The sequence below is a fragment of the Amycolatopsis sp. genome (genome assembly GCF_035546795.1).
In the GTDB taxonomy this organism is placed as follows: domain Bacteria; phylum Actinomycetota; class Actinomycetes; order Mycobacteriales; family Pseudonocardiaceae; genus Amycolatopsis_E.
In genome coordinates this window covers 1-26,118 of sequence record NZ_DASZWC010000016.1, presented here as the reverse complement: position 1 = coordinate 26,118, position 26,118 = coordinate 1, and the positions used below count along the sequence as shown (strand labels likewise).

General features: G+C 67.5%; 25 protein-coding genes. 14 read left to right on the top strand and 11 right to left on the bottom strand.

What is annotated here, in order from left to right; all coding sequences use genetic code 11:
- Positions 1-48: 48 nt before the first annotated feature.
- Positions 49-630 (top strand): dihydrofolate reductase family protein, encoded by a 582-nt coding sequence (locus tag VHD82_RS10910; RefSeq protein ID WP_030513027.1) that lies wholly within the window; start codon positions 49-51, stop codon positions 628-630.
- A complete protein-coding gene (locus VHD82_RS10905; protein WP_325700581.1) occupies positions 630-1,655 on the top strand; it encodes a PHP domain-containing protein in 1,026 nt (341 codons plus the stop codon). Before VHD82_RS10910 ends, VHD82_RS10905 begins: the two co-directional genes overlap by 1 nt.
- A gap of 24 nt (positions 1,656-1,679) precedes the next feature.
- On the opposite strand, the gene VHD82_RS10900 is transcribed toward VHD82_RS10905, so the two are convergent.
- The 8 genes from VHD82_RS10900 to VHD82_RS10865 form a co-directional block, all read right to left on the bottom strand.
- Positions 1,680-2,132 (bottom strand): DUF350 domain-containing protein, encoded by a 453-nt coding sequence (locus VHD82_RS10900; protein WP_063018046.1) that lies wholly within the window; start codon positions 2,130-2,132, stop codon positions 1,680-1,682.
- A gap of 36 nt (positions 2,133-2,168) precedes the next feature.
- Positions 2,169-3,335 carry a glutathionylspermidine synthase family protein gene (locus VHD82_RS10895; RefSeq protein WP_063018044.1) on the bottom strand — a complete coding sequence of 389 codons (1,167 nt, stop codon included), beginning with the start codon at positions 3,333-3,335 and terminating at the stop codon, positions 2,169-2,171.
- Positions 3,336-4,328 carry a hypothetical protein gene (locus tag VHD82_RS10890; protein WP_245922266.1) on the bottom strand — a complete coding sequence of 331 codons (993 nt, stop codon included), beginning with the start codon at positions 4,326-4,328 and terminating at the stop codon, positions 3,336-3,338.
- 24 nt (positions 4,329-4,352) lie between these two features.
- Positions 4,353-4,634 (bottom strand): acylphosphatase, encoded by a 282-nt coding sequence (locus tag VHD82_RS10885; RefSeq protein WP_030513032.1) that lies wholly within the window; start codon positions 4,632-4,634, stop codon positions 4,353-4,355.
- A complete protein-coding gene (locus VHD82_RS10880; RefSeq protein WP_081879222.1) occupies positions 4,631-5,146 on the bottom strand; it encodes an OsmC family protein in 516 nt (171 codons plus the stop codon). Before VHD82_RS10880 ends, VHD82_RS10885 begins: the two co-directional genes overlap by 4 nt.
- A 117-nt stretch (positions 5,147-5,263) precedes the next feature.
- Entirely contained in the window at positions 5,264-5,971 is a 708-nt protein-coding gene (locus VHD82_RS10875) for a response regulator (RefSeq protein WP_063018042.1), read from the bottom strand.
- A gap of 138 nt (positions 5,972-6,109) precedes the next feature.
- Complete coding sequence (locus VHD82_RS10870) at positions 6,110-8,632, bottom strand: sensor histidine kinase KdpD (RefSeq protein WP_325700570.1); 2,523 nt, start codon at positions 8,630-8,632, stop codon at positions 6,110-6,112.
- On the bottom strand, positions 8,629-8,775 hold the full coding sequence (locus VHD82_RS10865) for a hypothetical protein (RefSeq protein ID WP_156055458.1): 147 nt from the start codon (positions 8,773-8,775) through the stop codon (positions 8,629-8,631). The genes VHD82_RS10870 and VHD82_RS10865 overlap by 4 nt, the downstream gene beginning before the upstream one ends.
- 374 nt (positions 8,776-9,149) lie before the next feature.
- On the opposite strand from VHD82_RS10865, the gene kdpF reads away from it, so the two are divergent.
- The 4 genes from kdpF to VHD82_RS10845 are packed head-to-tail and all read left to right on the top strand — an operon-like array spanning position 9,150 to position 13,987.
- Positions 9,150-9,236, top strand: a complete 87-nt coding sequence (gene kdpF / locus VHD82_RS10860; RefSeq protein WP_104363013.1) for a K(+)-transporting ATPase subunit F — start codon at positions 9,150-9,152, stop codon at positions 9,234-9,236.
- Positions 9,237-10,907, top strand: coding sequence for a potassium-transporting ATPase subunit KdpA (gene kdpA, locus VHD82_RS10855; RefSeq protein WP_325700564.1), 1,671 nt, complete (start codon positions 9,237-9,239; stop codon positions 10,905-10,907).
- A gap of 1 nt (position 10,908) precedes the next feature.
- A complete protein-coding gene (gene kdpB, locus VHD82_RS10850) occupies positions 10,909-13,062 on the top strand; it encodes a potassium-transporting ATPase subunit KdpB (protein ID WP_325700561.1) in 2,154 nt (717 codons plus the stop codon).
- A gap of 16 nt (positions 13,063-13,078) precedes the next feature.
- Positions 13,079-13,987, top strand: coding sequence for a potassium-transporting ATPase subunit C (locus VHD82_RS10845; RefSeq protein WP_325700558.1), 909 nt, complete (start codon positions 13,079-13,081; stop codon positions 13,985-13,987).
- Positions 13,988-14,038: 51 nt separating this feature from the next.
- Here VHD82_RS10845 and VHD82_RS10840 read toward each other — a convergent pair whose 3' ends face one another.
- The gene (locus VHD82_RS10840; RefSeq protein ID WP_325700555.1) at positions 14,039-15,220 is read right to left on the bottom strand and encodes a L,D-transpeptidase; all 1,182 of its coding nucleotides are present in this window, start codon (positions 15,218-15,220) and stop codon (positions 14,039-14,041) included.
- A gap of 407 nt (positions 15,221-15,627) precedes the next feature.
- On the opposite strand from VHD82_RS10840, the gene VHD82_RS10835 reads away from it, so the two are divergent.
- Genes VHD82_RS10835 through thpD form a run of 6 tightly spaced genes read left to right on the top strand, consistent with a single transcriptional unit; the run spans position 15,628 to position 20,560 of the window.
- Positions 15,628-16,338 carry a response regulator transcription factor gene (locus tag VHD82_RS10835; RefSeq protein ID WP_030513041.1) on the top strand — a complete coding sequence of 237 codons (711 nt, stop codon included), beginning with the start codon at positions 15,628-15,630 and terminating at the stop codon, positions 16,336-16,338.
- A gap of 40 nt (positions 16,339-16,378) precedes the next feature.
- On the top strand, positions 16,379-17,362 hold the full coding sequence (locus VHD82_RS10830) for a HAMP domain-containing sensor histidine kinase (RefSeq protein WP_064903914.1): 984 nt from the start codon (positions 16,379-16,381) through the stop codon (positions 17,360-17,362).
- 49 nt (positions 17,363-17,411) lie between these two features.
- On the top strand, positions 17,412-17,981 hold the full coding sequence (ectA, locus tag VHD82_RS10825; protein ID WP_414637489.1) for a diaminobutyrate acetyltransferase: 570 nt from the start codon (positions 17,412-17,414) through the stop codon (positions 17,979-17,981).
- 27 nt (positions 17,982-18,008) lie between these two features.
- Entirely contained in the window at positions 18,009-19,256 is a 1,248-nt protein-coding gene (ectB, locus tag VHD82_RS10820) for a diaminobutyrate--2-oxoglutarate transaminase (RefSeq protein ID WP_325701240.1), read from the top strand.
- Between the two features lie 2 nt (positions 19,257-19,258).
- Complete coding sequence (locus tag VHD82_RS10815) at positions 19,259-19,651, top strand: ectoine synthase (RefSeq protein WP_030513045.1); 393 nt, start codon at positions 19,259-19,261, stop codon at positions 19,649-19,651.
- Between the two features lie 27 nt (positions 19,652-19,678).
- Positions 19,679-20,560: an ectoine hydroxylase gene (gene thpD, locus VHD82_RS10810; RefSeq protein WP_063018028.1), complete on the top strand. Its 882-nt coding sequence runs from the start codon at positions 19,679-19,681 to the stop codon at positions 20,558-20,560.
- 177 nt (positions 20,561-20,737) lie between these two features.
- On the opposite strand, the gene VHD82_RS10805 is transcribed toward thpD, so the two are convergent.
- Together VHD82_RS10805 and VHD82_RS10800 are read right to left on the bottom strand one after the other, a co-directional pair.
- The gene (locus VHD82_RS10805) at positions 20,738-21,862 is read right to left on the bottom strand and encodes an acyl-CoA dehydrogenase family protein (RefSeq protein ID WP_325700543.1); all 1,125 of its coding nucleotides are present in this window, start codon (positions 21,860-21,862) and stop codon (positions 20,738-20,740) included.
- Positions 21,863-21,865: 3 nt separating this feature from the next.
- A complete protein-coding gene (locus VHD82_RS10800) occupies positions 21,866-23,098 on the bottom strand; it encodes an acyl-CoA dehydrogenase family protein (protein WP_063018024.1) in 1,233 nt (410 codons plus the stop codon).
- A 225-nt stretch (positions 23,099-23,323) separates the two neighbouring features.
- Here VHD82_RS10800 and VHD82_RS10795 point away from each other — a divergent pair, with 225 nt between their 5' ends.
- Both VHD82_RS10795 and smc read left to right on the top strand, forming a co-directional pair.
- Complete coding sequence (locus tag VHD82_RS10795; protein ID WP_030513049.1) at positions 23,324-23,731, top strand: hypothetical protein; 408 nt, start codon at positions 23,324-23,326, stop codon at positions 23,729-23,731.
- Between the two features lie 88 nt (positions 23,732-23,819).
- A partial coding sequence (gene smc / locus VHD82_RS10790; RefSeq protein ID WP_325700534.1) for a chromosome segregation protein SMC occupies positions 23,820-26,118 on the top strand: 2,299 nt, incomplete at its 3' end.

The window sequence follows — 26,118 nt, the reverse complement described above, 5'->3', positions numbered from 1 at the left end:
AAATTTGCGGTGTGTCCGATAAAGCCACTTCGTACGAAGGGAGAGCGGATGCGCAAGCTCACCTACTTCGTGGCCTCGACCATCGACGGGTATATCGCCACCTCGGACGGATCGGTCGACTTCTTCCCGGTCGGCGGTGACCACGGCCCCGCCATCACCGCGCAGTATCCGGAGACGTTACCGACCAAGATCCGGGAATCGCTCGGGATCGACAGTCCGGGCGAAAGTTTCGACACCGTGATCATGGGTCGCAAGACCCACGATTTCGGGGTGCGGACCGGCACGTCGAGCCCGTATTCACATCTGCGGCAGTTCGTCGTGTCGACCACCCTGCCCGGCGATCCGGATCCGGACGTCGAGCTGATCTCCTCCGACCCGCTGGGGCGCGTGCGCGGGCTCAAGCAGGAGAAGGGCTCGGGTATCTGGTTGTGCGGCGGCGGTGAACTGGCACAGGCGCTGCTGCCGGAGATCGACCAGATCTTTCTCAAGTTGTATCCGATCGTGCTGGGGCACGGCCGGCCGCTGTTCGGCGCGGGACCGCGGCTGCCCGAGCCGGCGCTGTTCCGGGTGCTCACCGGCCGGGTGTTCGAGGACGGAGTGTCGTTCATCAAATACAGCCGGTTGCCCTAGTGGGCGGCCAGGTTCCGGATCCGGTGGCCGCGCTGCGCGAGATCGCGTTCTGGATGGAACGCGATCGCGCGCAGACCCATCGCGTCAAGGCCTACCGGCGGGCGGCCGATGTGGTGGCCGACCTCTCGGACGCCGATTTCGAGCGTTACCGCGAATCCGGTGCCTGGCAGGAACTTTCGGGCATCGGCCCGAAGACCGCGGCGGTGATCGAACAGGCGTCCGCCGGCGCCGTACCGCAGCGACTGACCGAATTGCGTTCCGCCGCAAAGCCGATCGCACCCGCCGGTGGCGAGGTCCGCGCGTTGCTGCGGGGCGATCTGCACACCCACTCCGACTGGTCCGACGGCGGCAGCCCGATCGAGGAGATGATGCGCACCGCGCAGGCGCTGGGCCACCAATACTGTGCGCTGACCGATCATTCGCCGCGGTTGAAAGTCGCCAACGGACTCTCCGCGGAGCGGTTGCGCCGCCAGCTGGACGTGGTCGCCGAACTCAACGAGCGGCTCGCGCCGTTTCGCATTCTCACCGGTATCGAAGTCGACATCCTCGACGACGGCACCCTCGACCAGGAGGCCGAGCTGCTCGCTCGCCTGGATGTCGTTGTGGCCAGCGTGCATTCGAACCTGCGCGCCGACTCGGCGACCATGACCAAACGCATGGTGTACGCGGTGGCGAATCCGAACGTCGACATCCTCGGCCACTGCACCGGGCGCTTGGTCGCCGGTAATCGCGGCATCCGGCCGGAATCGTCGTTCGACGCCGAACTCGTCTTCGAGGCTTGCCGCCGTTACGGGACGGCCGTGGAAATCAACAGCCGTCCCGAACGGCTCGATCCACCGAGCCGGCTGCTGCGCCTGGCCGTGGAGATGGGCTGCTACTTCAGCATCGATACCGATGCGCACGCCCCCGGCCAGCTGGATTGGCAGGGCTACGGCTGTGAACGCGCCGAGGCGAACGAGGTCCCGGCCGATCGCATCATCAACAGCCTGCCGTTGGATGAACTCCTGGCGTTCACCGCGCGGTGACCCCTCGCGGCGAACCGGGCCCGCTCAGAGGATCGCGAATGCGACGACCATGCCGATCGCCAGATGCGCGGCGGCCACCAGCAGCGACTGAATCTGGTAGCTGGACGATTTCAGCAGATCGCCGATGTGCAGGCCGACCAGCCATTCCAGCAGCCGGATGGAGACCACCTGCGCGATGATGCCCACCAGCCCGTAGATGCCGGTGGCGATCAGGCCCTCGACGAGCCGGCCGCCGGAGGAGTAGATCGCCAGCACCACGATCAACGCCATACTCACCATGCCCGCGGAGGCGATGACGACCGCGTTCGGATTACCGGCGGCGACCATCTTGCGCAGCGGTCCGGGCGTGGAACTGTCGATGGCCTGGAATCCGATCAGCATCAGGGCCAGACCCAGCACCGCGTACAGCGCGATCGCGCCGACGCCGTGCCCGACGGAGCTCCAATACCCTGATTCGAGCGCGAGGGTGGACGACACAGATTCCTCCGGTGATGTTGATCGAGTCGCTGAATGCTACTTGGTCGGAATGCGATGCGGAACGAAGGTGGAGCCGTCGTCGGTGATCAGGCCGGGGGATTCGCGGATGCCGAGACCGGCCGAGGTGTCGCCGACGATCCAGGCGCCCAGGACCGGCCGCAGGCCGTCGAAATCCGGTAGCGGATCGAGAAGTTGGTAGACGAACCCCTCCTCGCCGTACACGCCGCCGGTCGAGGTCTCCATCCCGGCGCCGACGATGGTCATATTGGCGCCCTCGCGGCCCAGCTTCGGTTTGCGGATGTACTCGGTGAGCTCGTGCGGGTCGTCGAGATAGGCCGGCAGCAGATTCGGATGCCCGGGATACATCTCCCACAGCACCGCCAGCAGCGCCTTGTTGGACAGCAGCGTCTTCCAGAGGGGTTCGACCCAGGCGGTCTCGGGGATGGAGTCCACCACGCGCTTGCCGAAATCGTCGTCGAGCGCCCACTCCCACGGATACAGCTTGAAGATCGAACCGATCGGCGCCTCGGCCAGATCGACGAAACGCTCCAGCTCGGTATCGAATCCGATCTCCTCGATCGGCAGCGCGATGGTGTCGAAACCGGCCTCGGCGGCGGTCTCCTGCATATACGCGGTGGTCACGTTGTCCTCGCCGGAGGCGTCGGCCGAGGACCAGGTGAAGTGCAGCTGATTGGTGGGCAGCTGGTCGAGCAGCTCGCCCCAGCGCTCGACCAGGCGCTCGTGCAGCGAATTCCACTGGTCGTCGTCGGGGTAGACGTCGGTGAGCCAGTGCCACTGCACGATGGCCGCTTCCAGCAGCGAGGTCGGCGTATCGGCGTTGTACTCCAGCAGTTTCGCCGGACCGCGGCCGTCGTAGCGCAGATCGAAACGCCCGTAGACGTACGGGTCGCTGCGATGCCACGACTTCTTGATCGGCTCCCAACTCCATTCGGGCAGGCCGAAATCGGCGAAGCGCTCGGTGAGCACGATCTGCTCGACCGCGTGCAGGCACATCGAATGCAGCACCTCGACCTGGGCCTCGAGCGCGAGGATCTCGTCGAGATCGAATTCGTAGTGCACCGATTCGTCCCAGTACGGGCGCGACTGTCCGTTCGCGTCGCGGCCGGGCGAGCCGAATACCAGCCCTTGATCGGCGATGATCTTCTGCCAGCCGGTACGTTGCCGGTTGCGCATCCGACGCATCTAGGAGCCTCCACTGGTGGAACCGGATTTACTGCCGAGACCGCCTCGTACGACGGTCCCGCTCTTGGTGCTCACGGTGGCCTTCTTCGGCGCGACCGTGCTGCCGCCGACGGGCGCACGCCCGACGGTGTTGTTGCCGCCGTAGTAGTAGCGGTACTGGTGGCCGTTGTAGAGGAAGATGCCCGGTCCCAGGCCGCCACCGCCGTAATAGCCGCCGGTACTCGCGTAGGACTGGGCGCGCACACAGTCGTCGTCGGGTACGACCTGCTGTTGCCCGTTGTCGTCGGTGATGCAGTAGGCGGTCACGTTCGCGGGCCGGTGTGCGGCCTGGTAGGCGAGATATCCGGTACCCACCACCGCGGCGATGCCGGCCACCGCCACGCCGCCGATGAGCAGCCGTTTGCGCTTGCGCCGCTTGGTTTCCGCGGCCTCCGCCGCGGCCCGTTCCGCCTCTTCGGCGCGTTTGCGGGCCTTGTCGCGCGCCCGCGCCTCGGCCACCGTCGGCGGACGGGGCTGGGTGACGCCGGCCTCCTGCCGCTGCATACTTCCGCGCAGGCGCCGGGGTCTGTCGGATTCGCCTGCGGCACCGGAATTTTCACCCTCGGGATCGGCCGGCCCACCGGCATCGGCGCCGAAAGCGTTGTCCGACAGCGGGTTCGGCGCACCGGGGGTAGCCGGGCCGGGAATCGTCGAGGCCGGGTCGGGGAAGCCGGGCAGGATGGGCGTGCCGGGGAGAGTCGGCGCGGTCCGCGGATTCGGGAGGGTGGGGTCCGGTTCGCCCAGGCGTCTCGTCGGTTCCGCCTCGGATGCGCCGGTTTCGCGCTCGCCTTCGGGCCGCGCGCCGAAACGCACCGTCGGATCCGAGGCGCCGATTCCCTTCGACTCGCCGGATTCCGTGCCGCCCCCGGTGCTGTCTTCTCCCGCGGACGGGGTGTCGCGGGGGTCGTGCGAATCCCGATCCCCGGGTCCGCCGCCCGGCTCATGTGTTGCCAACGATCGACTCCTGTATCCCCGCCGCTACCGTTCCTCGAAGCCTGTGATTCCGCCGAGGGCGGCGCCCCAGTTTTCCACAACCAGGTCGACTCGACCAGGCGTGTCACCCGACCGCAACAATGCCAGCAAACGCTCGCACGCCGGTCGCGGACCCTCGGCCACCACGTGCACGCGCCCGTCCCGGGTGTTGCGGGCGTGGCCCACCAAACCGAGCTCCAGCGCCCGCGCTCGCGTCCACCAGCGGAACCCGACGCCCTGAACCAGGCCGTGCACCCAGGCGCTGAGCCGGACGGGGTCGGGGCTCACGAGTCGATCTTGTCGATCTGGAACGTCAGATTCACCGTGGTGCCCGCCTTCAGCGTCCGTCCCACCGTGCACACCTTGTCGATGGCGCGCTGCACGGTGACCAGCAGGCGCTGGCGCCCGGCCTCGTCGAGTTCGGACAGGTCCAGTTCGACGATCTCGTTCAGTTCCGGATACACCTCGTTCTCGCGGTCGGCGTCGCCGGAGACGCGGATCGTGGTGTCGTAGGTCTCGCCCAGCCGGTTGGACAGCGGGAAGTCCGAACTCATCCCGGTGCAGGCGGCCAGCGCGATCTTCAGCAGCTCGCCCGGGGTGAAGACGCCCTCGACGCCGTCGGAGCCGATGAGTACCTCGGCTCCGCGCGAGCTGCGCCCGGTGTAGCGGCGGGTGCCGGTCCGCTCCACCCACAATTCGGTCACCGGCTTCGGCGCCTTGGCCTGCGGGGCGGCTGCGACGGTCGCGGGCTGCGCAGCGGCGGCGGTGGGTGCGGCGGAGTTGGCGGTCTGTTCGGACATACCGTCGATCCTGCCATCGTGCCCGGCGTATCCGCACCGCACACCGGCTTTCACCACGGCGTGTGGAGGCCGTTGTGTCCGATATCACCGGTTCTGCCGGGCGTGGCCGGGCTCGGATCAGGCTTGGAATCGGTACCCCATACCGGCCTCGGTGAGCAGATGTTTCGGCTGGGAAGGGTCGTCTTCGAGCTTGCGCCGCAGCTGCGCCAGATACACCCGGAGATAGTGGGTTTCGGTCGCATACGTCGGGCCCCACACCTCGCGCAGCAGTTCCCGGCGGCCCACCAGTTTGCCCTGATTGCGCACCAGCATTTCCAGCACACCCCATTCGGTGGGCGTGAGGTGGACATCGCGGCCGCCGCGGATGACCTTCTTCGCCGCGAGATCGACGGTGAACGAGGACGTTTCCACGATCGGCGCCGACTCCTCGGCCGTCGAGGCGGAACGCCGCACCGCCGCCCGCAGGCGGGCCAGCAGTTCGTCCATGCCGAACGGTTTGGTGACGTAGTCGTCTGCGCCGGTGTCGAGGGCCTGCACCTTGTCCGAGGAATCGGTGCGGGCGGACAGCACGATCACCGGCATCGAACTCCAGCCGCGAATTCCGGCCAGTACCTCGACACCGTCGATATCGGGCAGGCCGAGATCCAGCACAACCACGTCGGGGTGTTTCTCCGCGGCCGCCCGCAGGGCCGCAGCGCCGGTGGCGGCGGTGATCACCTCGTAGCCACGCACCGACAGATTGATCCGCAGCGCGCGCAGGATCTGCGGTTCGTCGTCGACGACCAGCACGCGGGTCGCGGCCGGCGGTCGTTCGGCCGATGTCACGACGCCTCCTGTGTCTTGCGGGACACCCGCACCCGGTCGGCGGCGCGAGCGGGCTGCGCAGTGTTGCTCACGACGCCTCCTGTGTCTTGCGGGACACCCGCACCCGGTCGGCGGCGCGAGCGGGTTGCGCAGTATCGCTCACGACGCCTCCTGTGTCTCTCCTGCCGGCAACTCGATCACCATGGTCAGCCCACCTCCCGGCGTCGGTTCGGCGTGTACGGTCCCGCCCATCGCCTCGACGAATCCGCGGACCACCGACAGGCCCAGGCCCACACCGGTCGAATTGTCGCGGTCGCCCAATCGCTGGAACGGCTCGAACATCTGGTCCTCGAGTCCGGTCGGAACGCCCGGACCGTAGTCGACCACTGTGATGGATACCCGGCCGCCGTCGCGTTCGGCGCCAACCCGCACCGGTGTGTCGGGGACCGTCGTTCCGGCCGGCGCCGAGTAGCGCAGCGCGTTGTCGATCAAATTGGCCAGCACCCGTTCCAGCAGGCCGCTGTCGGCATAGACCGACACCTCGCCGACTTCGACCTTCACCCGGTCCATCGCCGCCTGCCGCACACCGCGGGTCCCCATCCCGACGCCGACGACCGCGCGGTTGACCACCTCCTCCAGGTAGACCTGTTTGAGGTTGGGTTCCACGGCGCCGGCCGCGAGCCGCGAGGAGTCGAGCAGATTGCCGACGAGCGCGGTGAGCTGATCGGTGGATTCCTCGATGGTTTCCAGTAATTCGGCGGTATCTGCGGGGGAGAACTGCACGTCCTCGCTGCGCAGACTCGATACCGCCGCCTTGGCCGCGGCCAGCGGCGTGCGCAGGTCGTGGCTGACCGCCGACAGCAGTGCGCGGCGCAGCCGGGCGGCCGCCATCACACCGGCGGCCGCCTGGGCCTGGTCGGCGAGTTCACGCTGGCGCACGAGCCCGGCCGCCTGCCCGGCCACCGCGGCGAGCACCCGGCGGTCCCCGGGTGTCAGCGCGCGCCCACTGAGCAGCAGCCAGTGTTCCTCGTCGCCGGCTCCGATCGCGGTATCGGCGGCGCCGGGGGTGCGCGCCGGATCGTCACCGACGCAGGCGATCACCTCGGCGTCGCTGACGAAACTCACCGCCCGCTGACGGTAGATCTCGCGGGCGCGCTCGAGCAGATCGGGCAGGTCGGCGCCGTGCAGGATCGCGCCGGCGAACAGGGTCAGCAACTCGGCTTCGCGCGAGGCCGTGCGTGCCTCGCGGGTGCGATTGGCCGAGATGTCGACCAGCGCCGCGACCGCCACGGCAACCCCCGCCATCACGACGATGGTGAGGAAATTGTTGGGTTCGGCGATGGTGAGGCTGTGGCGTGGGGTGGTGAAGAACCAATTCAGCAGCAACCCGCCCAGCACCGCCGACAGCGCGGCCGGCGCGACACCGCCCAGCAACGCGACCGCGATCACGCCGATGAAGTACATCGCGCTCTCACCGGCCAGATCCAGTCGCGAATCCAGCCACAGATAGCAGACCAGGGTGATCAGGGTGGGCACGACCAGCGCGGCCAGCCACGACACGGTCGGTCGCTGCCGCCGCAGCAGGGCCGACCAGCGCAGCCCTCGTTGCGCTTCCTCGTGGGTGACCATGTGGACGTCGATGGTTCCCGAGCGCTGCACCACGGTCGCGCCGATGCCCTGGTCGAGAATCCGCGCCCACCGCGAGCGCCGTGAGGTGCCCACCACCAGCTGGGTGGCGTTGACCTGCCGGGCGAAATCCAGCAGGGCGTTCGGCACGTTCTCGCCGGTCACCGTGTGCAGGCTGGAACCGAGCCCGGCGGCGAGCTCACGCAACCGGTGCAGCCGTTGCGCCGACACCCCGGCCAGCCCGTCGCCGCGCACGACGTGCACGACGATCAGCTCGGCACTGGATTTGGTGGCGATGCGGCTCGCGCGGCGCACGATCGTCTCCGATTCCGGCCCGCCGGTCACCGCGACGACCACGCGTTCGCGCGCCTCCCAGGTCGCGGTGATCTTGTGGTCGGCACGGTATTTGGCCAGCGCCGCGTCGACCTGATCGGCCAGCCACAACAGGGCCAGTTCGCGCAGCGCGGTGAGGTTGCCGGGCCGGAAGTAGTTGCGCAGCGCCGCGTCGACCTTGTCGGCGGTATAGACGTTGCCGTGGGAAAGCCTGCGCCGCAATGCCTCCGGGGTGATGTCGACCAGTTCGACCTGGTCGGCGCCGCGTACCACCCAATCCGGGACGGTTTCGCGTTGCACCACGCCGGTGATCTGCTCGACGACGTCGTTGAGGCTGTCCAGATGCTGGACGTTGACCGTGGAGATGACATCGATACCGGCGTCGAGCAGTTCGTGGACGTCCTGCCAGCGCTTCTCGTTCTTCGATCCCGGCACGTTCGTATGCGCGAGTTCGTCCACCAGGGCCACGGCCGGCGCCCGCCGCAGCACCGCGTCGAGATCCAGCTCGGGCAGGGTCGTGCCGCGGTAGGTGCGCATCGCCGGCGGTATCCGTTCGATGCCCTCGAGCAGTTCCGCGGTCTTGCTGCGGCCGTGGGTCTCCACCACCGCGGCGACCACGTCGCGGCCACGGCTTATCCGCCGATGCGCCTCGCCGAGCATCGCGTAGGTCTTTCCCACGCCGGGCGCGGCCCCGAGGTAGATGCGTAGTTGTCCGCGCTTCACAGGTCCATCATCGCGCGATTCGGACGACGTGGACGGCGCGAAACCCGGACGACCCGGGTGGTTCGCCCGCCGGCAACGCGCAGACCCAGCGCGCAGCTGACGAAGACGATGATCACCATCGCCGCGACCGCGAAATCCGGCACTGTCTTCTCCTCACGACCCCGATGATTGCCGATGTGCCGGTCGACTGGGCGAACCGGACAACACACTGTGCACCTGCGCGGGCGATCGTTCGCCGATCTTGACGCTTTCTTGACGAGGCCGGTGCTGACTTTGACGGCGCGTTCGCGGACGCTGGAGGGACGTAAGCACCTCGTCAAAGCCGTCGTCCGCGCCGCTAAGAAGCCGTCAAGGCCGTCGAGAACGGACCGTTCGAGACGCTTGACTCTCTGGCGGCGCATCCGCTCCGGATGCCGTCAACAGAGAGGTTTGCACTTATGTCTGTCGCGGTGTTCACCGTCGTGACCGTGGCGATCTTCGCCCTGCTCGGCCTGCTCCAACGGGGGGTGGAACGGCTGTGATCGAGAACATCGTCGGTCTGATCCTGGCGCTCGGCGTCGCCGTCTACATGATCGCGGCGCTGCTGTTCCCGGAAAGGTTCTAGGTGAGCACAACCACTGCCGGGGTCGTCTTCGTGGCGACCCTGATCATCGCGCTCGCGGCGGTCCACCTCCCGCTCGGCGACTACATGTACCGGGTGTATTCGGGCACGAAACAGTCGCGTGCCGAACGCCTCCTCTATCGCGCCATCGGGGTCCAGCCCGGAGTGGAGCAGACCTGGGGCGTCTACGCCCGCAGCGTGCTGGCCTTCTCCGCGGTGAGCGTTCTGGCGCTGTTCTTCCTGCAGCTGATTCAGGGCCACCTGCCGTTGCATCTGCACGAGCCCGGGACCGAGATGACCGCGGCGCTGGCGTGGAATACCGCGATCAGCTTCGTCACCAACACCAACTGGCAGAACTACGCCGGTGAGTCGACGCAGGGACATCTGGTCCAGATGGCGGGCCTGGCCGTGCAGAACTTCGTCTCGGCCGCGGTCGGGATGGCGGTCGCGGTCGCGCTGGTGCGCGGGTTCGCTCGCCGCCACACCGGCGACCTCGGCAACTTCTGGGTCGACCTCGTGCGCGGCACCCTCCGAATCCTGCTGCCCATCGCGTTCGTGTTCGCGATCGTGCTCGTCGCCGGTGGCGCGATCCAGAACTTCCACCTGCACGATCAGGTCGCGCAGACGATCACCGGTGCGACGCAGACGATTCCGGGCGGGCCGGTCGCCTCGCAGGAAAGCATCAAGGAGCTGGGCACCAACGGTGGCGGCTTCTTCAACGTCAACTCCGCGCACCCGTTCGAAAACCCGACGGCCTGGACCAACTGGGTCGAGATCTTCCTGATCCTGCTGATCGCCTTCTCGCTGCCGCGGACCTTCGGCCGCATGGTGGGCAGCACCAAGCAGGGTTTTGCGATCGCGTCGGTGATGGGCGTGCTCGCGCTGATCAGCGTGACGCTGACCAACTTCCTGCAGTTGCGCCATCACGGCACCGTGCCGACGGCGGTCGGCTCGGCGCTCGAGGGCGTCGAAACACGGTTCGGCGTAGCCGATTCCGCGACCTTCGCCGCGTCCACGACGCTGACCTCCACCGGTGCCGTCGACTCCGCCCACGATTCCTACACCAGCCTCGGCGGCATGATGACCATGGTGAACATGCAGCTGGGCGAGGTCGCGCCCGGCGGTGTCGGATCGGGTCTGTACGGGATGCTGATCCTGGCGGTGATCACCGTATTCGTCGCCGGGCTGATGGTCGGGCGCACACCGGAATATCTCGGCAAGAAGATCACCCCGCGCGAAATCAAGTTCGCCGCATCGTATTTCCTGATCACTCCGCTGATCGCGCTGGTGGGTACCGCGATCGCGATGGCGTTGCCGGGCGAGCGCGCGGCCATGGCGAACTCCGGTCCACACGGCCTGTCGGAGGTGCTCTACGCCTTCACCTCGGCCGCCAACAACAACGGCTCGGCCTTCGCCGGGCTCAGCGGCAACACCGTCTGGTGGAATACCGCCCTCGGCCTGGCGATGGTGTTCGGCCGGTTCGTTCCCATCATCCTGGTGCTCGCGCTGGCCGGATCGCTGGCCGCCCAGGGCCATACGCCCGAATCGATCGGCACGTTGCCGACGCACCGGCCGCAGTTCGTCGGCATGGTCGCCGGCGTGACGCTGATCCTGGTCGCCCTGACCTTCCTGCCCATGCTGGCGCTCGGGCCGCTCGCCGAAGGAATCCACTGACATGACCGCTCCGACAACCGATTCCGTGGCCACCCCGCGCGGTGCCGAGCCTTCCTCGCGCCGGAAGTCCCGGGGCATGTTCGATCCGGCGCTGCTGGCGCGGTCGCTGCCCGAGGCCCTGCGCAAACTGGATCCGCGCACGCTGTGGCGCAATCCGGTGATGCTGATCGTGGAGATCGGCGCCCTGTGGTCCACGATCCTCGCCGTCGCCCATCCCACGGTCTTCGCGTGGGCGATCGTGATCTGGCTGTGGCTGACGGTGATCTTCGCCAACCTGGCCGAGGCCGTCGCCGAGGGCCGCGGTAAGGCCCAGGCCGATACGCTGCGAAAAGCCAAGACCGACACCGTCGCCCGGCGGCTGGTGAACTGGCATCCGGGCGCCGAGGCGCCGGTCGAGGAGCGGGTTCCCGCACCCGAACTGCGGCGCGGCGACTGTGTCGTGGTCGAGGCCGGGCAGGTGGTGCCGGGTGACGGCGACGTCGTCGAGGGCATCGCCTCGGTCGACGAATCGGCGATCACCGGGGAATCCGCGCCGGTGATCCGCGAATCCGGCGGCGACCGGTCCGCGGTCACCGGCGGCACCACCGTGCTCTCGGACCGTATCGTCGTCGAGATCACCCAGGAGCCGGGCGGCAGTTTCATCGACAAGATGATCGCGCTGGTCGAGGGCGCCAGGCGGCAGAAGACACCCAACGAGATCGCGCTGAACATCCTGCTGGCCGCGCTGACGATCATCTTCGTGTTTGCGGTCGTGACGTTGCAGCCGCCGGCGATCTTCTCCAAGGTGAACAATCCGGGGGTCGGCGACAGCGCGGCGCTGAACGCGCACGGCATCACCGGCATCGTCATGGTGTCGCTGCTGGTCTGCCTGATTCCCACCACGATCGGCGCATTGCTGTCGGCGATCGGCATCGCGGGCATGGACCGCCTCGTTCAGCGCAATGTGCTGGCGATGTCGGGTCGCGCGGTCGAGGCCGCCGGCGATGTGAACACGCTGCTGCTCGACAAGACCGGCACCATCACCCTCGGCAACCGGCAGGCGTCGAGCTTCGTCGCCATGCCGGGCGTCACCGAGGACGAGATGGCCGACGCCGCACAGCTTTCCAGCCTTGCCGACGAAACACCCGAGGGCCGCTCGATCGTGGTGTTCGCGAAATCCGCATACGGCAAACGCGAACGCACCCCTGGTGAGCTCGCGGGCGCGAACTGGGTGGAGTTCACCGCCCAGACCCGGATGTCGGGGGTGGATCTGCGGGACGGGCATCGGTTGCGCAAGGGCGCCGCGAGTGCGGTCACGGAATGGGTTCGGGTCCATGGTGGTTCGGTGCCGGAGGACGTCGGGCGGACCGTGGACGGCATCTCCGCCTCCGGCGGCACTCCGCTGGTGGTCGGCGAACTGCTCGACGGGAACGCCCGGCTGCTGGGTGTGGTCCATCTGAAGGATGTGGTGAAACAGGGCATGCGGGAGCGCTTCGACGAGATGCGCCGCATGGGGATTCGCACCGTGATGATCACCGGCGACAACCCGCTGACCGCCAAGGCGATCGCGGACGAGGCCGGAGTCGACGACTTCCTGGCCGAGGCCACTCCCGAGGACAAGCTGGCGCTGATCAAGAACGAACAGGCCGGCGGGCGCCTGGTCGCCATGACCGGCGACGGCACCAACGACGCTCCGGCGCTGGCGCAGGCCGATGTCGGCGTCGCGATGAACACCGGAACGTCGGCGGCCAAGGAAGCCGGCAACATGGTCGATCTGGATTCGGATCCGACCAAGTTGATCGAGATCGTCGAGATCGGCAAACAGTTGCTGATCACCCGGGGCGCGCTGACGACCTTCTCCATCGCCAACGACATCGCGAAGTACTTCGCGATCATTCCCGCACTGTTCGTGGCGTTGTTCCCCGGTCTGGACGTGCTCAACGTGATGCGGTTGCACAGTCCGCAGTCGGCGATCCTGTCCGCGGTGATCTTCAACGCGATCGTCATCGTGGCGCTGATCCCGCTGGCTCTGCGCGGCGTCGACTATCGCCCCTCGAGTGCGTCGAAACTGCTCAGCCGCAATCTCGCCATCTACGGGGCGGGCGGCATCGTCGCCCCGTTCATCGGCATCAAACTCATCGACCTTGTCGTCCGATTCCTGCCTGGGATGTCCTGATATGCCTTCGTTCTCGATGCGATACACCACCTGGTTCCGTCAGCATCTGGCCGCCGTGCGGGCACTGCTCGTGCTGACGGTGATCACCGGAATCGCCTATCCGCTGGCCGTATTCGCGGTCGCGCAGTTGCCGGGCCTGCACAACAGGGCCGAAGGTTCGCTCGTCCACCGCGACGGGAAGCTGGTGGGCAGCAGCCTCATCGGTCAGGCGTTCACCGACGGCAACGGCACGGCGCTGCCGCAGTACTTCCAGACCCGCCCCTCGAATTCCGCCCCGGCCGACGGCAGCCGCCCCGACGGCTACGACCCCACCAACACCGGCTTCGGCAACAAAGGTCCCGAGGACGTCGTCGACACTCTGGCCGCCGACCCGTCGCAGACGAAGACCGGTTTGCTGACCACGGTCTGCACGCGCAGCAAACAGGTCGGCGAGCGCGAGGGCGTCTCCGGGGCGCGACCGTTCTGCACACCCGGCGGGGTCGGTGCGGTGCTGGCGGTCTTCGGCCCCCGCGACATCCACGGGCAGGTCACCGCCCCCACGAAGGTCGTCAGCGTGAACGAGGCGTGCCCGGCGACGCCGTTCCAGGACGCCTACCGCGGGGTCCGGGTGGACTGTGCCCAGCCCGGAACGGACTATTCGGCCGGGCTGATCGTCCCCGTCCGCGGTGACGCGCCGGCCGATACCCCGGTGCCCTCCGACGCGGTCACCGCGTCGGGGTCCGGACTGGATCCGCACATCTCACCGCGCTACGCGCAGATCCAGAGCGCGCGGGTGGCGGCCGCCCGGGGTGTCACGGCCGAACAGGTCGCCGCTGTGGTGGCGGCACATACCGACGGTCGGGACCTGGGCTTCCTGGGAGAGCCCAGGGTCGACGTCCTCGGCCTGAATCTCGAGCTGGACCAGCGCTACCCGGTGCGGCGCTGAGGCTCGGCGCCCGCGAACACGACGTGCCGTGGCGATCGGTGCCGGTGGCGATCAGGAGTGCAGCGCGCTGCCGGCCACCCACTGATCCCACGGCACGATCCAGTCGCCGTTGTTCCACGACGGCAGCGGCGGGCCGCTGGTGTTGCGAACCTCGACCACATCACCCGGAACCGCGAAGTTGTAGAACCAGCGAGCGTTGTCGAGGTTCAGGTTCAGACATCCGTGCGAGGTGTCGGTATTGCCCTGCGCCCAGACCGTGGAGTCGAGCTGGTGCAGGTAGATCCCGTCGCCACTGATCTGGGTGGCCCAGCCGATCGCCTCCTTGTAACCCAGGCGCGAGTTCACCGGCAGGCCGTAGCTGGAGGAATCCATGATCACCGGATTGCCCTTGCCCATCACGGTGTAGATGCCCGCGGGGGTGTTGAAGTAGATCGTCTTGCCGCCGACCTGCTCGCTGCCGCCGCGTCCCATCGAGGTGGGCATGGTGCGGATCAGTTTGCCGTTCTCGAACACCTGCACTTCGTGGGTGTTGTCGTCGGCGATGGAGACGTGCGAGTCGCCGATGGTGAAGCTGGTCTTGGAGTCCTCCTGGCCGAACAGGCCGGGACCCAGCTGCGCGCCGAAGATGTTCGCCGCGACGGTGACCTTGGTGCCGGGCTGCCAGTACTGCTGCGGGCGCCAGTGCGCGTTCTTGTCGTCGAGCCAGTACCACGAACCCTGGACCTGCGGTTCGGTCGTGACCGAGAGCCGCTTCTCGGCCGCCGCGCGGTCACCGACCGCCTCGTCGAAGTGGGCGACGATGACCGTGCCCACACCGTAGGTTCCGCCCTCGGCCAGCGGCTGTCCGCCGGTGGTGGTCAGATACGCCTTGACCTGGTTGCTGGGAGTGAGCGTGGTGAACGACGACGTCATCGGACCGCTGGGTCCGGTGACGGTGATGCCCTTGGCGGTCATGGTGTAGTTGTGCCCGTAACCGAGCGGAACCTTCGGTTTCCACGCGGTCCGCTCCGGATTGAGCGTGCCGTCGACCTGTTTGCCTTCTTCGTTGGTCAACGTCACATCCGTGAGGATGCCGTCGGTTGCGCTCACCTCGATGGTGCCGAGCGGATCGACGTCGGCACTCCCCGTGGCCGGGACCATCGCAATGGCCGGCGCGGCGGGCCCCGGGGTGCCCCGCGTCGGATTCGACGCGGGATCCGGGGATGACGAGCACGCGGCCATCAGCGTTGTCACCAGGGCGATAACCCCGAGCGCAACACTGAATCGGCAGCGGCGAGTGGACATGGTGTCTCCTGCGTTAGCCGTGCGCCTGGGCAAGCCCCCGCAGCGCACCAATCGCCTTACTGTCTCGGTACGTAGTTTACGGGGCTTTTTCAGGTGCTTGCACCTCGGTGGTGTTGCCCCGTGTTTACGCATCGTCGCGCCGGGTACTCCAGTTACTGTTGTGTGCCCAGTGGGCGCTCAGTGACCGATCGACCGGCGTGCCCGGCGTCGTGTGGTCCGCCACCGATGTCTGTTAGGGATGTGTGGTTATGAGAGAACGGTGCGAGACCACAGGCTGCGCGGCCGCTCGCACTGCTGAGGAACGGACGGGTCGGGGAACCACGCTCCGATGACGCGCAGCTGGACGAGGTGTGACGATGAGTGCAAATTTGATGATCGTAGAGGACGACGACCGGGTCCGCAGTGCGCTGCGGCTGGCCATGGAGGACGAGGGCTACGACGTCGCCGAGGCCGAGGAGGCCGAGGATGCGCTCGAACATCTGCGTGACAACGGCGCACCGGATGTGATGATCGTGGATCTGATGCTGGGGGAGATGGACGGATTCACCTGTATTCGTGAGATTCGTCGCGATCACGACGTGCCGATCATCGTGGTCAGCGCGCGTGACGACACTCACGACGTGGTGGCCGCCTTGGAGGCCGGCGCCGACGACTTCGTCACCAAGCCGTTCGAGATCAAGGAGATCACCGCGCGGATGCGGGCGCTGCGCCGCCGCGCCCAGCAAACCGTGGAGCCGCCGGCCCCGCAGGAGGTCGTGCTCGACGCCTATCCCGAAGCGCCGCTGGTGCTTTCGGCCGACGGCGGCACCGTGCACCGCGGCGACGAGGAGTTGCACCTCACCCTCACCGAATTCCGGCTGCTGTGCGAACTGGCCGAGACTCCCGGGCGGGTGCTGTCGCGCAGCGTCCTGCTCGAAAGGGTCTGGGACCGTGGGTTCTTCGGTGACGAGCGGATCGTGGACGTGCACGTCCGGCGGCTGCGGACCAAGATCGAGCGCGACCCGTCGGAGCCGGCGATCGTGGTAACCGTGCGCGGGCTCGGCTACCGCCTCGATGTGCAGCGCTAGATTTCCGCGCCTGCCCCGCCGCCAGATTCTGCGCGGTCGCGTGATCGTCGCTTTCACCGTCACGGGCCTGGTCTCGGCCTTGCTGGCGGTGTTGATCGCGAGGATCGACGGCGGCGGATGGGGCACCGCACTGGCCTGCGCGCTCGGCGGCACCGTGATCGGCGCGATCTTCGGAATCTGGCTGTCGCACCGTTTGCTGGAACCGTTACGCCAGGTCACCGGCACCGCGGCCAAGATCGCCTCCGGTGAGCTCGGCACCCGGTTGCCCGATACCGACGATCCCGATCTCGCCCCGACCGTGGACGCGTTCAACACCATGGTCGACTCGCTGCAGAACCGCATCGATCGCGAGCGCCGGCTGGTCGGTGACGTGAGCCACGAGCTCCGCACCCCGCTGACCACGCTCACCACCAGCGTCGGAGTGATGTCGCGCTACGAGGATCAACTGCCGGAACGGTCGCGGCGGGCGCTGGAGCTGGTCCGCGCCGAACTCGACCATCTGCGCAGACTGCTCGACGATCTGCTGGCGCTGGCCCGGGCCGAGGCGCGGATGCACGGCGCCGACGCCGAACCGCTGTCGGTGCGCGAACTGCTCACCCACACCCTCGCGGAAATGCATTATTCACCGGAACTGCTGACCGTCGCCGACGACGGAATCGTGACCGGGCGAAAGCTCGAACTCGAGCGTGCCCTGGTGAATTTGCTCGAGAATGCGCAGCGGCACGGTGGCGGAGTGATCGCGGTGGGCGTCGCGCGCGCCGGCGACGAAATGGTGATCACGGTCGACGACGCCGGTCCGGGAGTCGCCCCGCAGGATCGGCAACGCATCTTCGAAAGATTCGTGACCGTCCGCCGCGGGAAACGGTCGGGCACCGGCATCGGATTGGCTTTGGTGGCCGAAACGGTGGCCGCCCACGGCGGCCGCGTGAAATGTGACGACCGTCCCGGCGGCGGGGCGCGATTCATGGTGTGGTTGCCCACCGTGACGAAATTCACCGATCATACTTCTGTAACACAACCGTAAAGTAGTCGCACGATAGACCTCAACGTTCGCGGGCAATTCTGAAGAGGTGATGCAGACCCGAACGCGGAGTATGTCATTCAGTTCTCCGGCAACCGACGAGCGGAACGGCCGTCGGAACGTTTCGACCCAGACGCTGATTCGTCGGCCGCGGGTGGACGACGGAGCGCGGATGTGGCGAATCGCAGTGGATTCCCAAGTGCTCGACGCCAATTCGAGTTACGCGTATCTGCTCTGGAGTCGTGACTTCGCCTCGACCACCGTCGTGGCCGAAATCGACTCGGAGATAGCAGGATTCGTCACCGGATATCTGCGCCCGGAATCGCCGGACACACTGTTCATCTGGCAGGTAGCCGTCGATCACGCCTTCCGCGGCCGCGGAGTGGGCGTAGCAATGCTGGATCGGCTCGTCGAAGACGTTGCCGACCAAGGTGTTTCGAAGTTGGAGACAACCGTTTCGCCGGACAACGAAGCCTCGCTGGCAATGTTCGCGTCACTGGCCCGGCGCCGTGACGCGGAAATGACGCGGGAGACGTTGTTCGAGCCAGAAGATTTTCCGGACGGGCACGAATCGGAGGACCTGTACCGGATCGCGCCACTGCAGAGTGACGCAAAACGATAGGAAGGATCATCGATGACCACCGCTGAGATGACCGTTTTCGAATCGCTCGAATCGAATGTCCGTGGATATTGCCGTTCCTGGCCCACGCTGTTCGACACCGCCTCCGGCGCTTGGCTGCGCGACGGTAGCGGACGTGATTACCTCGATTTCTTCGCGGGCGCCGGAGCGCTCAACTACGGGCACAACAATCCCGTTCTCAAAGAAGCATTGATCGATTACATCGCCCGTGACGGAATTACGCACGGACTCGATATGTCGACCGTCGCGAAGCGTGAATTGCTGGAGACGATCAACAAGGTTCTGCTGGATCCGCGCGGCCTCGATTACAAGGTCCAGTTCCCCGGCCCCACCGGTGCGAACGCGGTGGAATCGGCGCTGAAACTGGCCCGCAAGGTGACCGGCCGCACGTCGATTCTGAATTTCACCAACGCATTCCACGGCATGACCCTCGGTGCGCTCTCGGTGACCGGTAACGCGACCAAGCGCGCGGGCGCCGGAGTACCGTTGAATCACGTGAATCCGATGCCCTACGACGGGTATCTGGACGGCACCGACGATCTGGCATGGATGGAGCGGGTCCTCGATGACAATTCCTCCGGTGTGGACAAGCCCGCGGCGGTGATCGTGGAAACCGTGCAGGGTGAGGGCGGCGTGAACGTCGCTCGGGCGCAGTGGCTTCGGCACCTGTCGGAGCTGTGCGCCGCGCGCGGAATTCTGCTCATCGTCGACGACGTGCAGATGGGCTGCGGCCGGACCGGCCCGTTCTTCTCCTTCGAGATCGCCGGCATCACCCCGGACATCGTCACGCTGTCGAAGTCGATCGGCGGCTACGGCCTGCCGCTGGCGCTGGTGCTGATGAAGCGCGAGCTGGACCAGTGGGCGCCCGGTGAGCACAACGGCACCTTCCGCGGCAACAACCCGGCGTTCGTGACCGCCCGCGTGGCGCTCGAGCACTACTGGACCGACGACCGTCTCGAGGCCTCCACCGCCGCCAAGGGCGAGAAGATCCGAAAGTCGTTCGAGGCGCTCTCGGAGAACTTCGAGGGTGTCTCGACCCGCGGACGCGGGCTGGTGCAGGGACTGGTGTTCGACGACGCCTCGGAGGCGGGCAAGGTCAGCAGCATCGCCTTCGAGGAGGGCCTGCTGGTGGAGACCTCCGGCGCCGAAGACCAGGTGGTCAAGCTGCTGCCGCCGCTGACCATTACCGACGACGAACTCGACCATGGCCTGGGCATCCTGGACCGGGCGGTCGACATGGCCCGAGGAGGCAACTGACCATGATCGTGCGTACCACTGCCGAGATCACCGGAACCGACCGCGACGTCGCGGCCGAGGACTGGCGCAGCAAGCGGATCATCCTCGGCGGCGACGGGGTGGGTTTCTCCTTCCACGAGACGACGATTCAGCCGAACACCGTGCACGAGTTCCACTACCAGAACCACGTCGAAGCGGTGTGGCTGGTGGAGGGCGAGGGCACGCTCACGGATCTGACCAACGACGTCACCTACGACCTGGCGCCGGGAACGATGTACCTGCTCAACGGGCACGAGCGGCATCGGGTCGAGACCCGCACGCTGATGCGGATGCTGTGTGTGTTCAATCCGCCGGTCACGGGCAAGGAAGTTCACGACGAGAACGGTGTCTACCCGTTGGTGGCCGTAGGCGAGTAGTGATGTAGTGAGGAGGACGACGCCGCGATGACGTTGGCGGAGAGTCGAATCGACCGCTATCGGACCAGAACGGCCGTAGCGGTACCGCCGGTGGAGCGCACCGACCCCACGGTGTGGGGCACGGTGACCTCGCCGGAGCTGCAGAATTTCGATGCCGATGGGTACGCGATCCTCGACGAATTGCTGACCCCGATGGAGGTGGCCGATATCGCCGCCGACATCGATCGGCTGGCCGCCGATCCGGTGTTGCGTGCCGACGAGCGGGTGATCATCGAGAAGAAGTCGAACAGCGTCCGCTCGATCTTCGAGGTGCACAAGATCAGCGCCGTGGTAGCGGAGCTGGTGCGTGACGAGCGGATCGTCGGGATGGCTCGCCAGATTCTCGGTTCCGAGGTCTACATCCATCAGAGCCGGGTCAACTACATGCCCGGATTCGAGGGTGCCGGTTTCTACTGGCATTCGGATTTCGAGACCTGGCACGCCGAGGACGGGATGCCCTCACCGCGTGCGGTGAGCCTGTCGATCGCGCTGACCGACAACTACCCGTTCAACGGCAGCCTGATGCTGCTGCCGGGCTCGCACCGGCAGTTCATGCCGTGTCAGGGTGAGACTCCCGACGAGCACTACCGGGAATCGTTGCGCGAGCAGCAGATCGGGGTGCCCGCGCAGGAGGATCTGGCCCAACTGGCCGACAAGTACGGCATCGCGCAGTTCACCGGCGCACGAGGTTCGGCGCTGCTGTTCGATTCCAACATCATGCACGGCTCCTCGAACAACATCACCCCGTTCCCGCGGTCGAACGTCTTCCTGGTGTTCAACAGCGTGGAGAACACCCTCGAAGAACCGTATTCGGCCGGGCATCCGCGGCCGACCTACATCGCCTCGCGCGATTTCACCCCCGTGCGCTGAGCGGGGGTGACCCGATCACGTCGGGACCGATGATTGGCACGGGTTCGCTCCCGACGGTGGCGGGGCGAGCCCGGCATCCCCGGCGCGTTTTCGGCCGGAATCCGATTCGGATTCCGGCCGAAAACATGTCCGGGGCGCGGCGGTATGGGACCGCGCCCCGAAGATCGTGCGCGCCGCTCAGGCCCGCGTCAGCGCGGCGTAGCGGGCGATGTGCTGGTCCGCGGAACCCCATTCGGTGCGAATCGCGGTGAGCCGCTTGAAGAAATGCCCGATCGCGAGTTCCTCGGTCATGCCCATCGCGCCGTGCAGTTGCACCGCGTGCTGGCCGATGAAGCCGGCGGCGCGGGCGACGGTGGCCTTGGCCGCGGCGGCGGCCCGGGCGCGGACCTTCGGTTCGGCGTCGAGTTTCAGCGTCACCAGATAGGTGGCGGCCACGGCCTGTTCCAGCTCCAGATGCATATCGACCATGCGGTGTTGCAGCACCTGGAAACTGGCGATCGGCACGCCGAACTGGCGGCGCTGCTTGCTGTATTCGACGGTGTCGGCGAGTACCCGCCGCATGCCGCCCACGGCCTCTGCGCAGATGGCGGCGATCGCCTCGTCGATCGAGCGCTCGACCGACGCGTCGGCCGTTCCCTCGTCGCCCAGCAGCGCATCGGCGGGAACCCGGACGGCGTCGAGAACCAGATCGGCCGCGCGGCGTTCGTCGATCGTGCGATACGGATGCTGCGTCAGACCGGCCGCATCGGCCGGCACCAGGAACAGCGACAGCCCCGCCGCGTCGGAGGTGCGTGCCGTCACCAGCAGGTGGGTCGCCAGCGGCGCAGTGGTCACCACCGCCTTGGCGCCGTCGAGGACCCAGTCGTCGCCGTCGCGGCGAGCGGTCGTGGCGACGCGCGCGGGGTCGTAGCCGGAGTCGGCTTCCAGGGCGGCGAAGGCCGTGATCACGGAACCGTCGACGATGCCGCGCAACAGTTCCTCGGCCCGGGCGCCACCCGCGCGGCGCAGCAGTCCGCCGCCCAGGACGGCGGTGTCGACATAGGGTTCGACGACCAGGGCGCCGCCGAGCGCCTCGGCGATGATCATGGTCTCGATGGGGCCGCCGTCGAATCCGCCCACGCTCTCGGGCAGGGCGGCGCCCAGGATGCCGACCTCCTCGGCGAAGCCGCGCCAGATCTCGGGCTGGTGACCGGCGCCGACCCGTGCCGCGGCCCGGCTTTTCTCCAGATCGTAACGGGCGGCGAGAAATTCGGTGACCGTGTCACGGAGCAGTTGCTGTTCGGCAGTGAATTCGAAGTCCATCTCTCACAGTCCCAGGGTTGCCTTGGCGATGATGTTGCGCTGAATCTCGTTGCTGCCCGCGTAGATCGAGCCCGCGCGGTCGTTGAAGTACCGCAGCGGCGCGACGGCCTGCCACGGTTCGCCGCTGAGATATCCGTCGGCGGGAGCGACGAAGTCGGCGACCGGACCGCCCGGCATGGCAGCGTGCGGCTGATAGGCACGCCCGCGCGGACCGGCGGCCTCGAGGGCCAATTCGGTGAGCCGCTGGCTCAGTTCGGTGCCCAGGATCTTGATCGTGGAGGCGGCCGGGCCCGGATCCTTACCCCGCGAAATCGCCGACATCGTGCGGTATTCCAGGATCTCCAGCACGTCGGCGCGGATGCGCGCGTCGGCCAGTTTCGCCGCGAAGGCCGGTTCGTCGAGCAGACTGCCGCCGGCGAAGCCGAGCTGTCCGGCGGCGTGCTCGGCCAGCGATTCGGCCAGCACCTGCAGCGCGGGACCGTAGGCCGAACCGCCGCGCTCGAAGTTCAGCAGGTGTTTGGCGACCGTCCAGCCCTCGTCGATGCGGCCGATGACGTTGGTCTTCGACACCCGCACCTGATCGAAGAACACCTGGTTCTGGACCTGTTCGCCCGAGGTCATGACCAGCGGCCGGATCTCGATGCCGGGGGTGTCCATCGGGATCAGCACGAAGGTGATGCCCTGCTGTTTGCGTTCCAGTTTCGAGGTGCGGACCAGGGCGAAGATCCAGTTCGCCTCGGTGGCGTGCGTGGTCCAGATCTTGGAACCGGTGCACACCAGATCGTCACCGTCGGACACCGCGGCCATGGTCAGCGAGGCCAGATCGGAACCGGCCTCGGGCTCGGAATAGCCCTGGCAGAAGAACACTTCGCCGGTGAGGATGCGCGGCAGGAAGTAGTCCTTCTGTTCGGGGGTGCCGAAGGCGATGATCGCGTGCGCGACCATCCGGATGCCCATGGGCGAGAGTGCGGGCGCGCCCGCGAGGGTGGATTCACGATCGAAGATGTAGTGCTGCGTCATGCTCCAGTCACAGCCGCCGTGGGCGACCGGCCAGGCCGGCGCGGCCCAGCCACGGGCGTGCAGGATGTGCTGCCACTGCATGCTGGCCTCGTGATCCGGGTACACGCTGGTGGCGAGCTGACCGGCGCGACGTAGTTCCGGGGTCAAATTCTCGTCCAGGAAGCGCCGCACCTCGTCGCGAAACGCCAGATCGGTGGGCGACCAGTCCAGATTCACGAAGAACTCCTTGTGCGATAAACGGGCCTCTACCTTCTCATTTACTTCGGGTCGAGCGCAAATGGTCGTTAACTTATTGCGATTGCGGGCGGTGTGCCGGGGCGGTGGCGGGCTGGTGGGCGACGGCGTGTCGGAACGCGAAACCCGTGCCGGGACTTGCGATCTTGCGCATGGTGTGAGGAAAGATGTGGGTCCATGTACGCATCTCGAGTACTTCGTCTGTTCGTGCGCGCCGTTCCGGCCGTGCTCGTCACGCTGATCGCCGCGGCCACCTTCGCGGTCGCCGGTGGCGTCGCCTCCGCTCAGCCGCTGCCGGGCGTGCCCGCGCTGCCCGGCGCCGTCACCCGACTGGTGATCGCCCCCGGCCAGAACAGCACCGGCGGCAGCGGCACCGTGGCCGAGGGCAAGTTGGACAACTACTCCATCGCGTCCGCGCAGGGGCAGAAGCTGATCTTCGACGTCACCTCGAACAACGGCAACGCCCGGGTGACCGTCGGCCCGCTGGTCGGCCCGATGGCCGCCACCGAGGTTCCGCACGCCGAGATCGTCGCCGACGGCCTCGACTACCAGATCACCGTCACCTCCGCCGACGGCTCGCCCAGCGACTACACGCTGACCGTCACCGCCGCCTGATTCCGGCCCCGATTCGACGGATGCCGGGCGAACACGTTCGCCCGGCATCCGTCCGGCAACGAGGCCCGACCGGGTAGCCTGACCGACTGTGCACCTGAAGAGTCTGACGCTGAAGGGATTCAAATCCTTCGCGTCCGCGACGACGCTGCGGCTCGAGCCCGGCATCACCTGTGTGGTGGGGCCGAACGGGTCCGGTAAATCGAACGTCGTCGACGCGCTGACCTGGGTGATGGGGGAGCAGGGCGCAAAGGCGCTGCGGGGCGGCAAGATGCAGGACGTCATCTTCGCCGGGACCGCCGGACGGGCGCCGCTGGGCCGCGCCGAAGTCACGCTGACCATCGACAATTCCGACGGCGCACTGCCCATCGACTACTCCGAGGTCTCGATCACCCGCCGGATGTTCCGCGACGGCGCCGGTGAATACGAGATCAACGGCAACTCCTGCCGGCTGATGGATGTCCAGGAACTGCTCTCGGACTCCGGCATCGGCCGGGAAATGCACGTCATCGTCGGCCAGGGCCAGCTGTCGGCGATTCTGGAATCGCGCCCCGAGGACCGCCGCGCCTTCATCGAAGAGGCCGCGGGCGTGCTCAAGCACCGCAAGCGCAAAGAGAAGGCGGTGCGCAAACTCGATGCGATGCAGGCCAACCTGGCTCGTCTGACCGACCTCACCACCGAACTGCGCCGTCAGCTCAAACCGCTGGGCCGCCAGGCCGAGGTGGCCCGGCGCGCGGCCACCGTCCAGGCCGAATTGCGCGATGCCCGGCTACGACTGGCCGCCGACGATCTGGTGGCGCGCCGGCGTGAACTGGAAAGTCAGCAGAGCAAGGAAGCCTTCGCCCGCGAACAGCAGATCAACGTGCAGGCGGAACTGGATGCCGCCAATGCCGCGCTGGCGCAGCAGGAATTCCAGCTCTCGCGGCTCACTCCCGGCGCCGAGGCGGCCGCGCAGACCTGGTTCCAGCTCTCGGCGCTGGTGGAGCGGGTCAACGCGACCATCCGGATCGCCCGGGACCGGGCTCGCAACCTCACCATCGAACAGCCCACCGGGACCGGCCGCGATCCGGAACAGCTCGAGGCCGAGGCGGATCGGGTGCAGGCCGAGGAGGCCGAACTGCTCGAGGCGGTCGAGGTGGCCACGGCGACCCTGGAGGCCGCTCGCGATCAGTTGCTCGATCGTGAGCAGGCCGCCAAGGCCGCCGAACAGGCCCACCTGGCCGCGGTGCGCGCCATCGCCGATCGGCGTGAGGGCCTGGCTCGTCTTGCCGGTCAGGTGGATACGCTGCGCCACCGCGCCCAATCGGCCGACGGCGATATCGCCCGGCTGTCGGAGTCGCTGGCCGCCGCCCGGCAGCGCGGGGATGCCGCCGAGGCCGAATTCGAGGCCGTGCAAACCGAATTGAGCGAACTCGACGCCGGTGAGGAAGGGCTCGACGCCGCCTACGAACACGCCGCCCAGGCGCTGGAACTGGCCGATGCGCGGGTTACCGAACTGCGCGAACGCGACCGCGAGGCCGGGAAGAAGGTCGCCTCGCTGACCGCCCGCATCGAGGCGCTGACCATGGGCCTGGCCCGCAAGGACGGCGGCGCCTGGCTGCTGGACAACCGCGCCGACGGTTTGCAGGGCCGGCTGTCGGCGATGGTGCGGGTGCACAGCGGATTCGAGGCCGCCGTGGCCGCCGCGCTCGGGCCGCTGGCCGACGCTATCGCCGCCGACGCGCACCCCACCGCGCAGGCGGCGGTGCGGGCGCTGAAGGAGGCCGACGGTGGCCGCGCGGCCGTTGTCTACGGCGGTGCGGCGCAACCCGGTGGCGAGATCGGTGATCTACCCGCGGGAGTGCGCCCGCTCGTCGAGGTGGTCGATTGTCCCGACCGGCTGCGGGGTGCGGTCGCGGCCCTCACCGCCGGCACCGTGGTCGTCGACGATCTGGCGCAGGCGGCCGAAGTCCTCTCCGCCCGGCCGGAATTGCGGGTGGTGACCCGCGACGGGGATCTGAGCGGTTCGGGCTGGGTGCTCGGCGGCTCGGACCGCGCGCCGAGCCAGATCGAGGTGCAGGCCGAGATCGACGCCGCCGCGGCCGAACTGGTGTCGTGGCAGCGGCAGGCCGAGGAGGTCGAGGCCGCGCTGTCGGGTGCGCTGGCCGAGCAGAGCGATCGCAAACAGGCCGTCGACCAGGCGTTGCTGGCCTTGCACGAATCCGATCAGGCGTTGGTCGCGATCTACGACCGGCTGGGTCGCCTCGGCGCGACGGCGCGCAGCGCCCAGTCCGAATACGAGCGGCTGCTGACCCAGCGCGCCGAGGCCGAAACCGCGCGCGACCAGAATCTGACGGCCCTGGCCGAACTCGAGGGCCGGCTGCGTCATGCCGAATCCGAACAGTCCGATC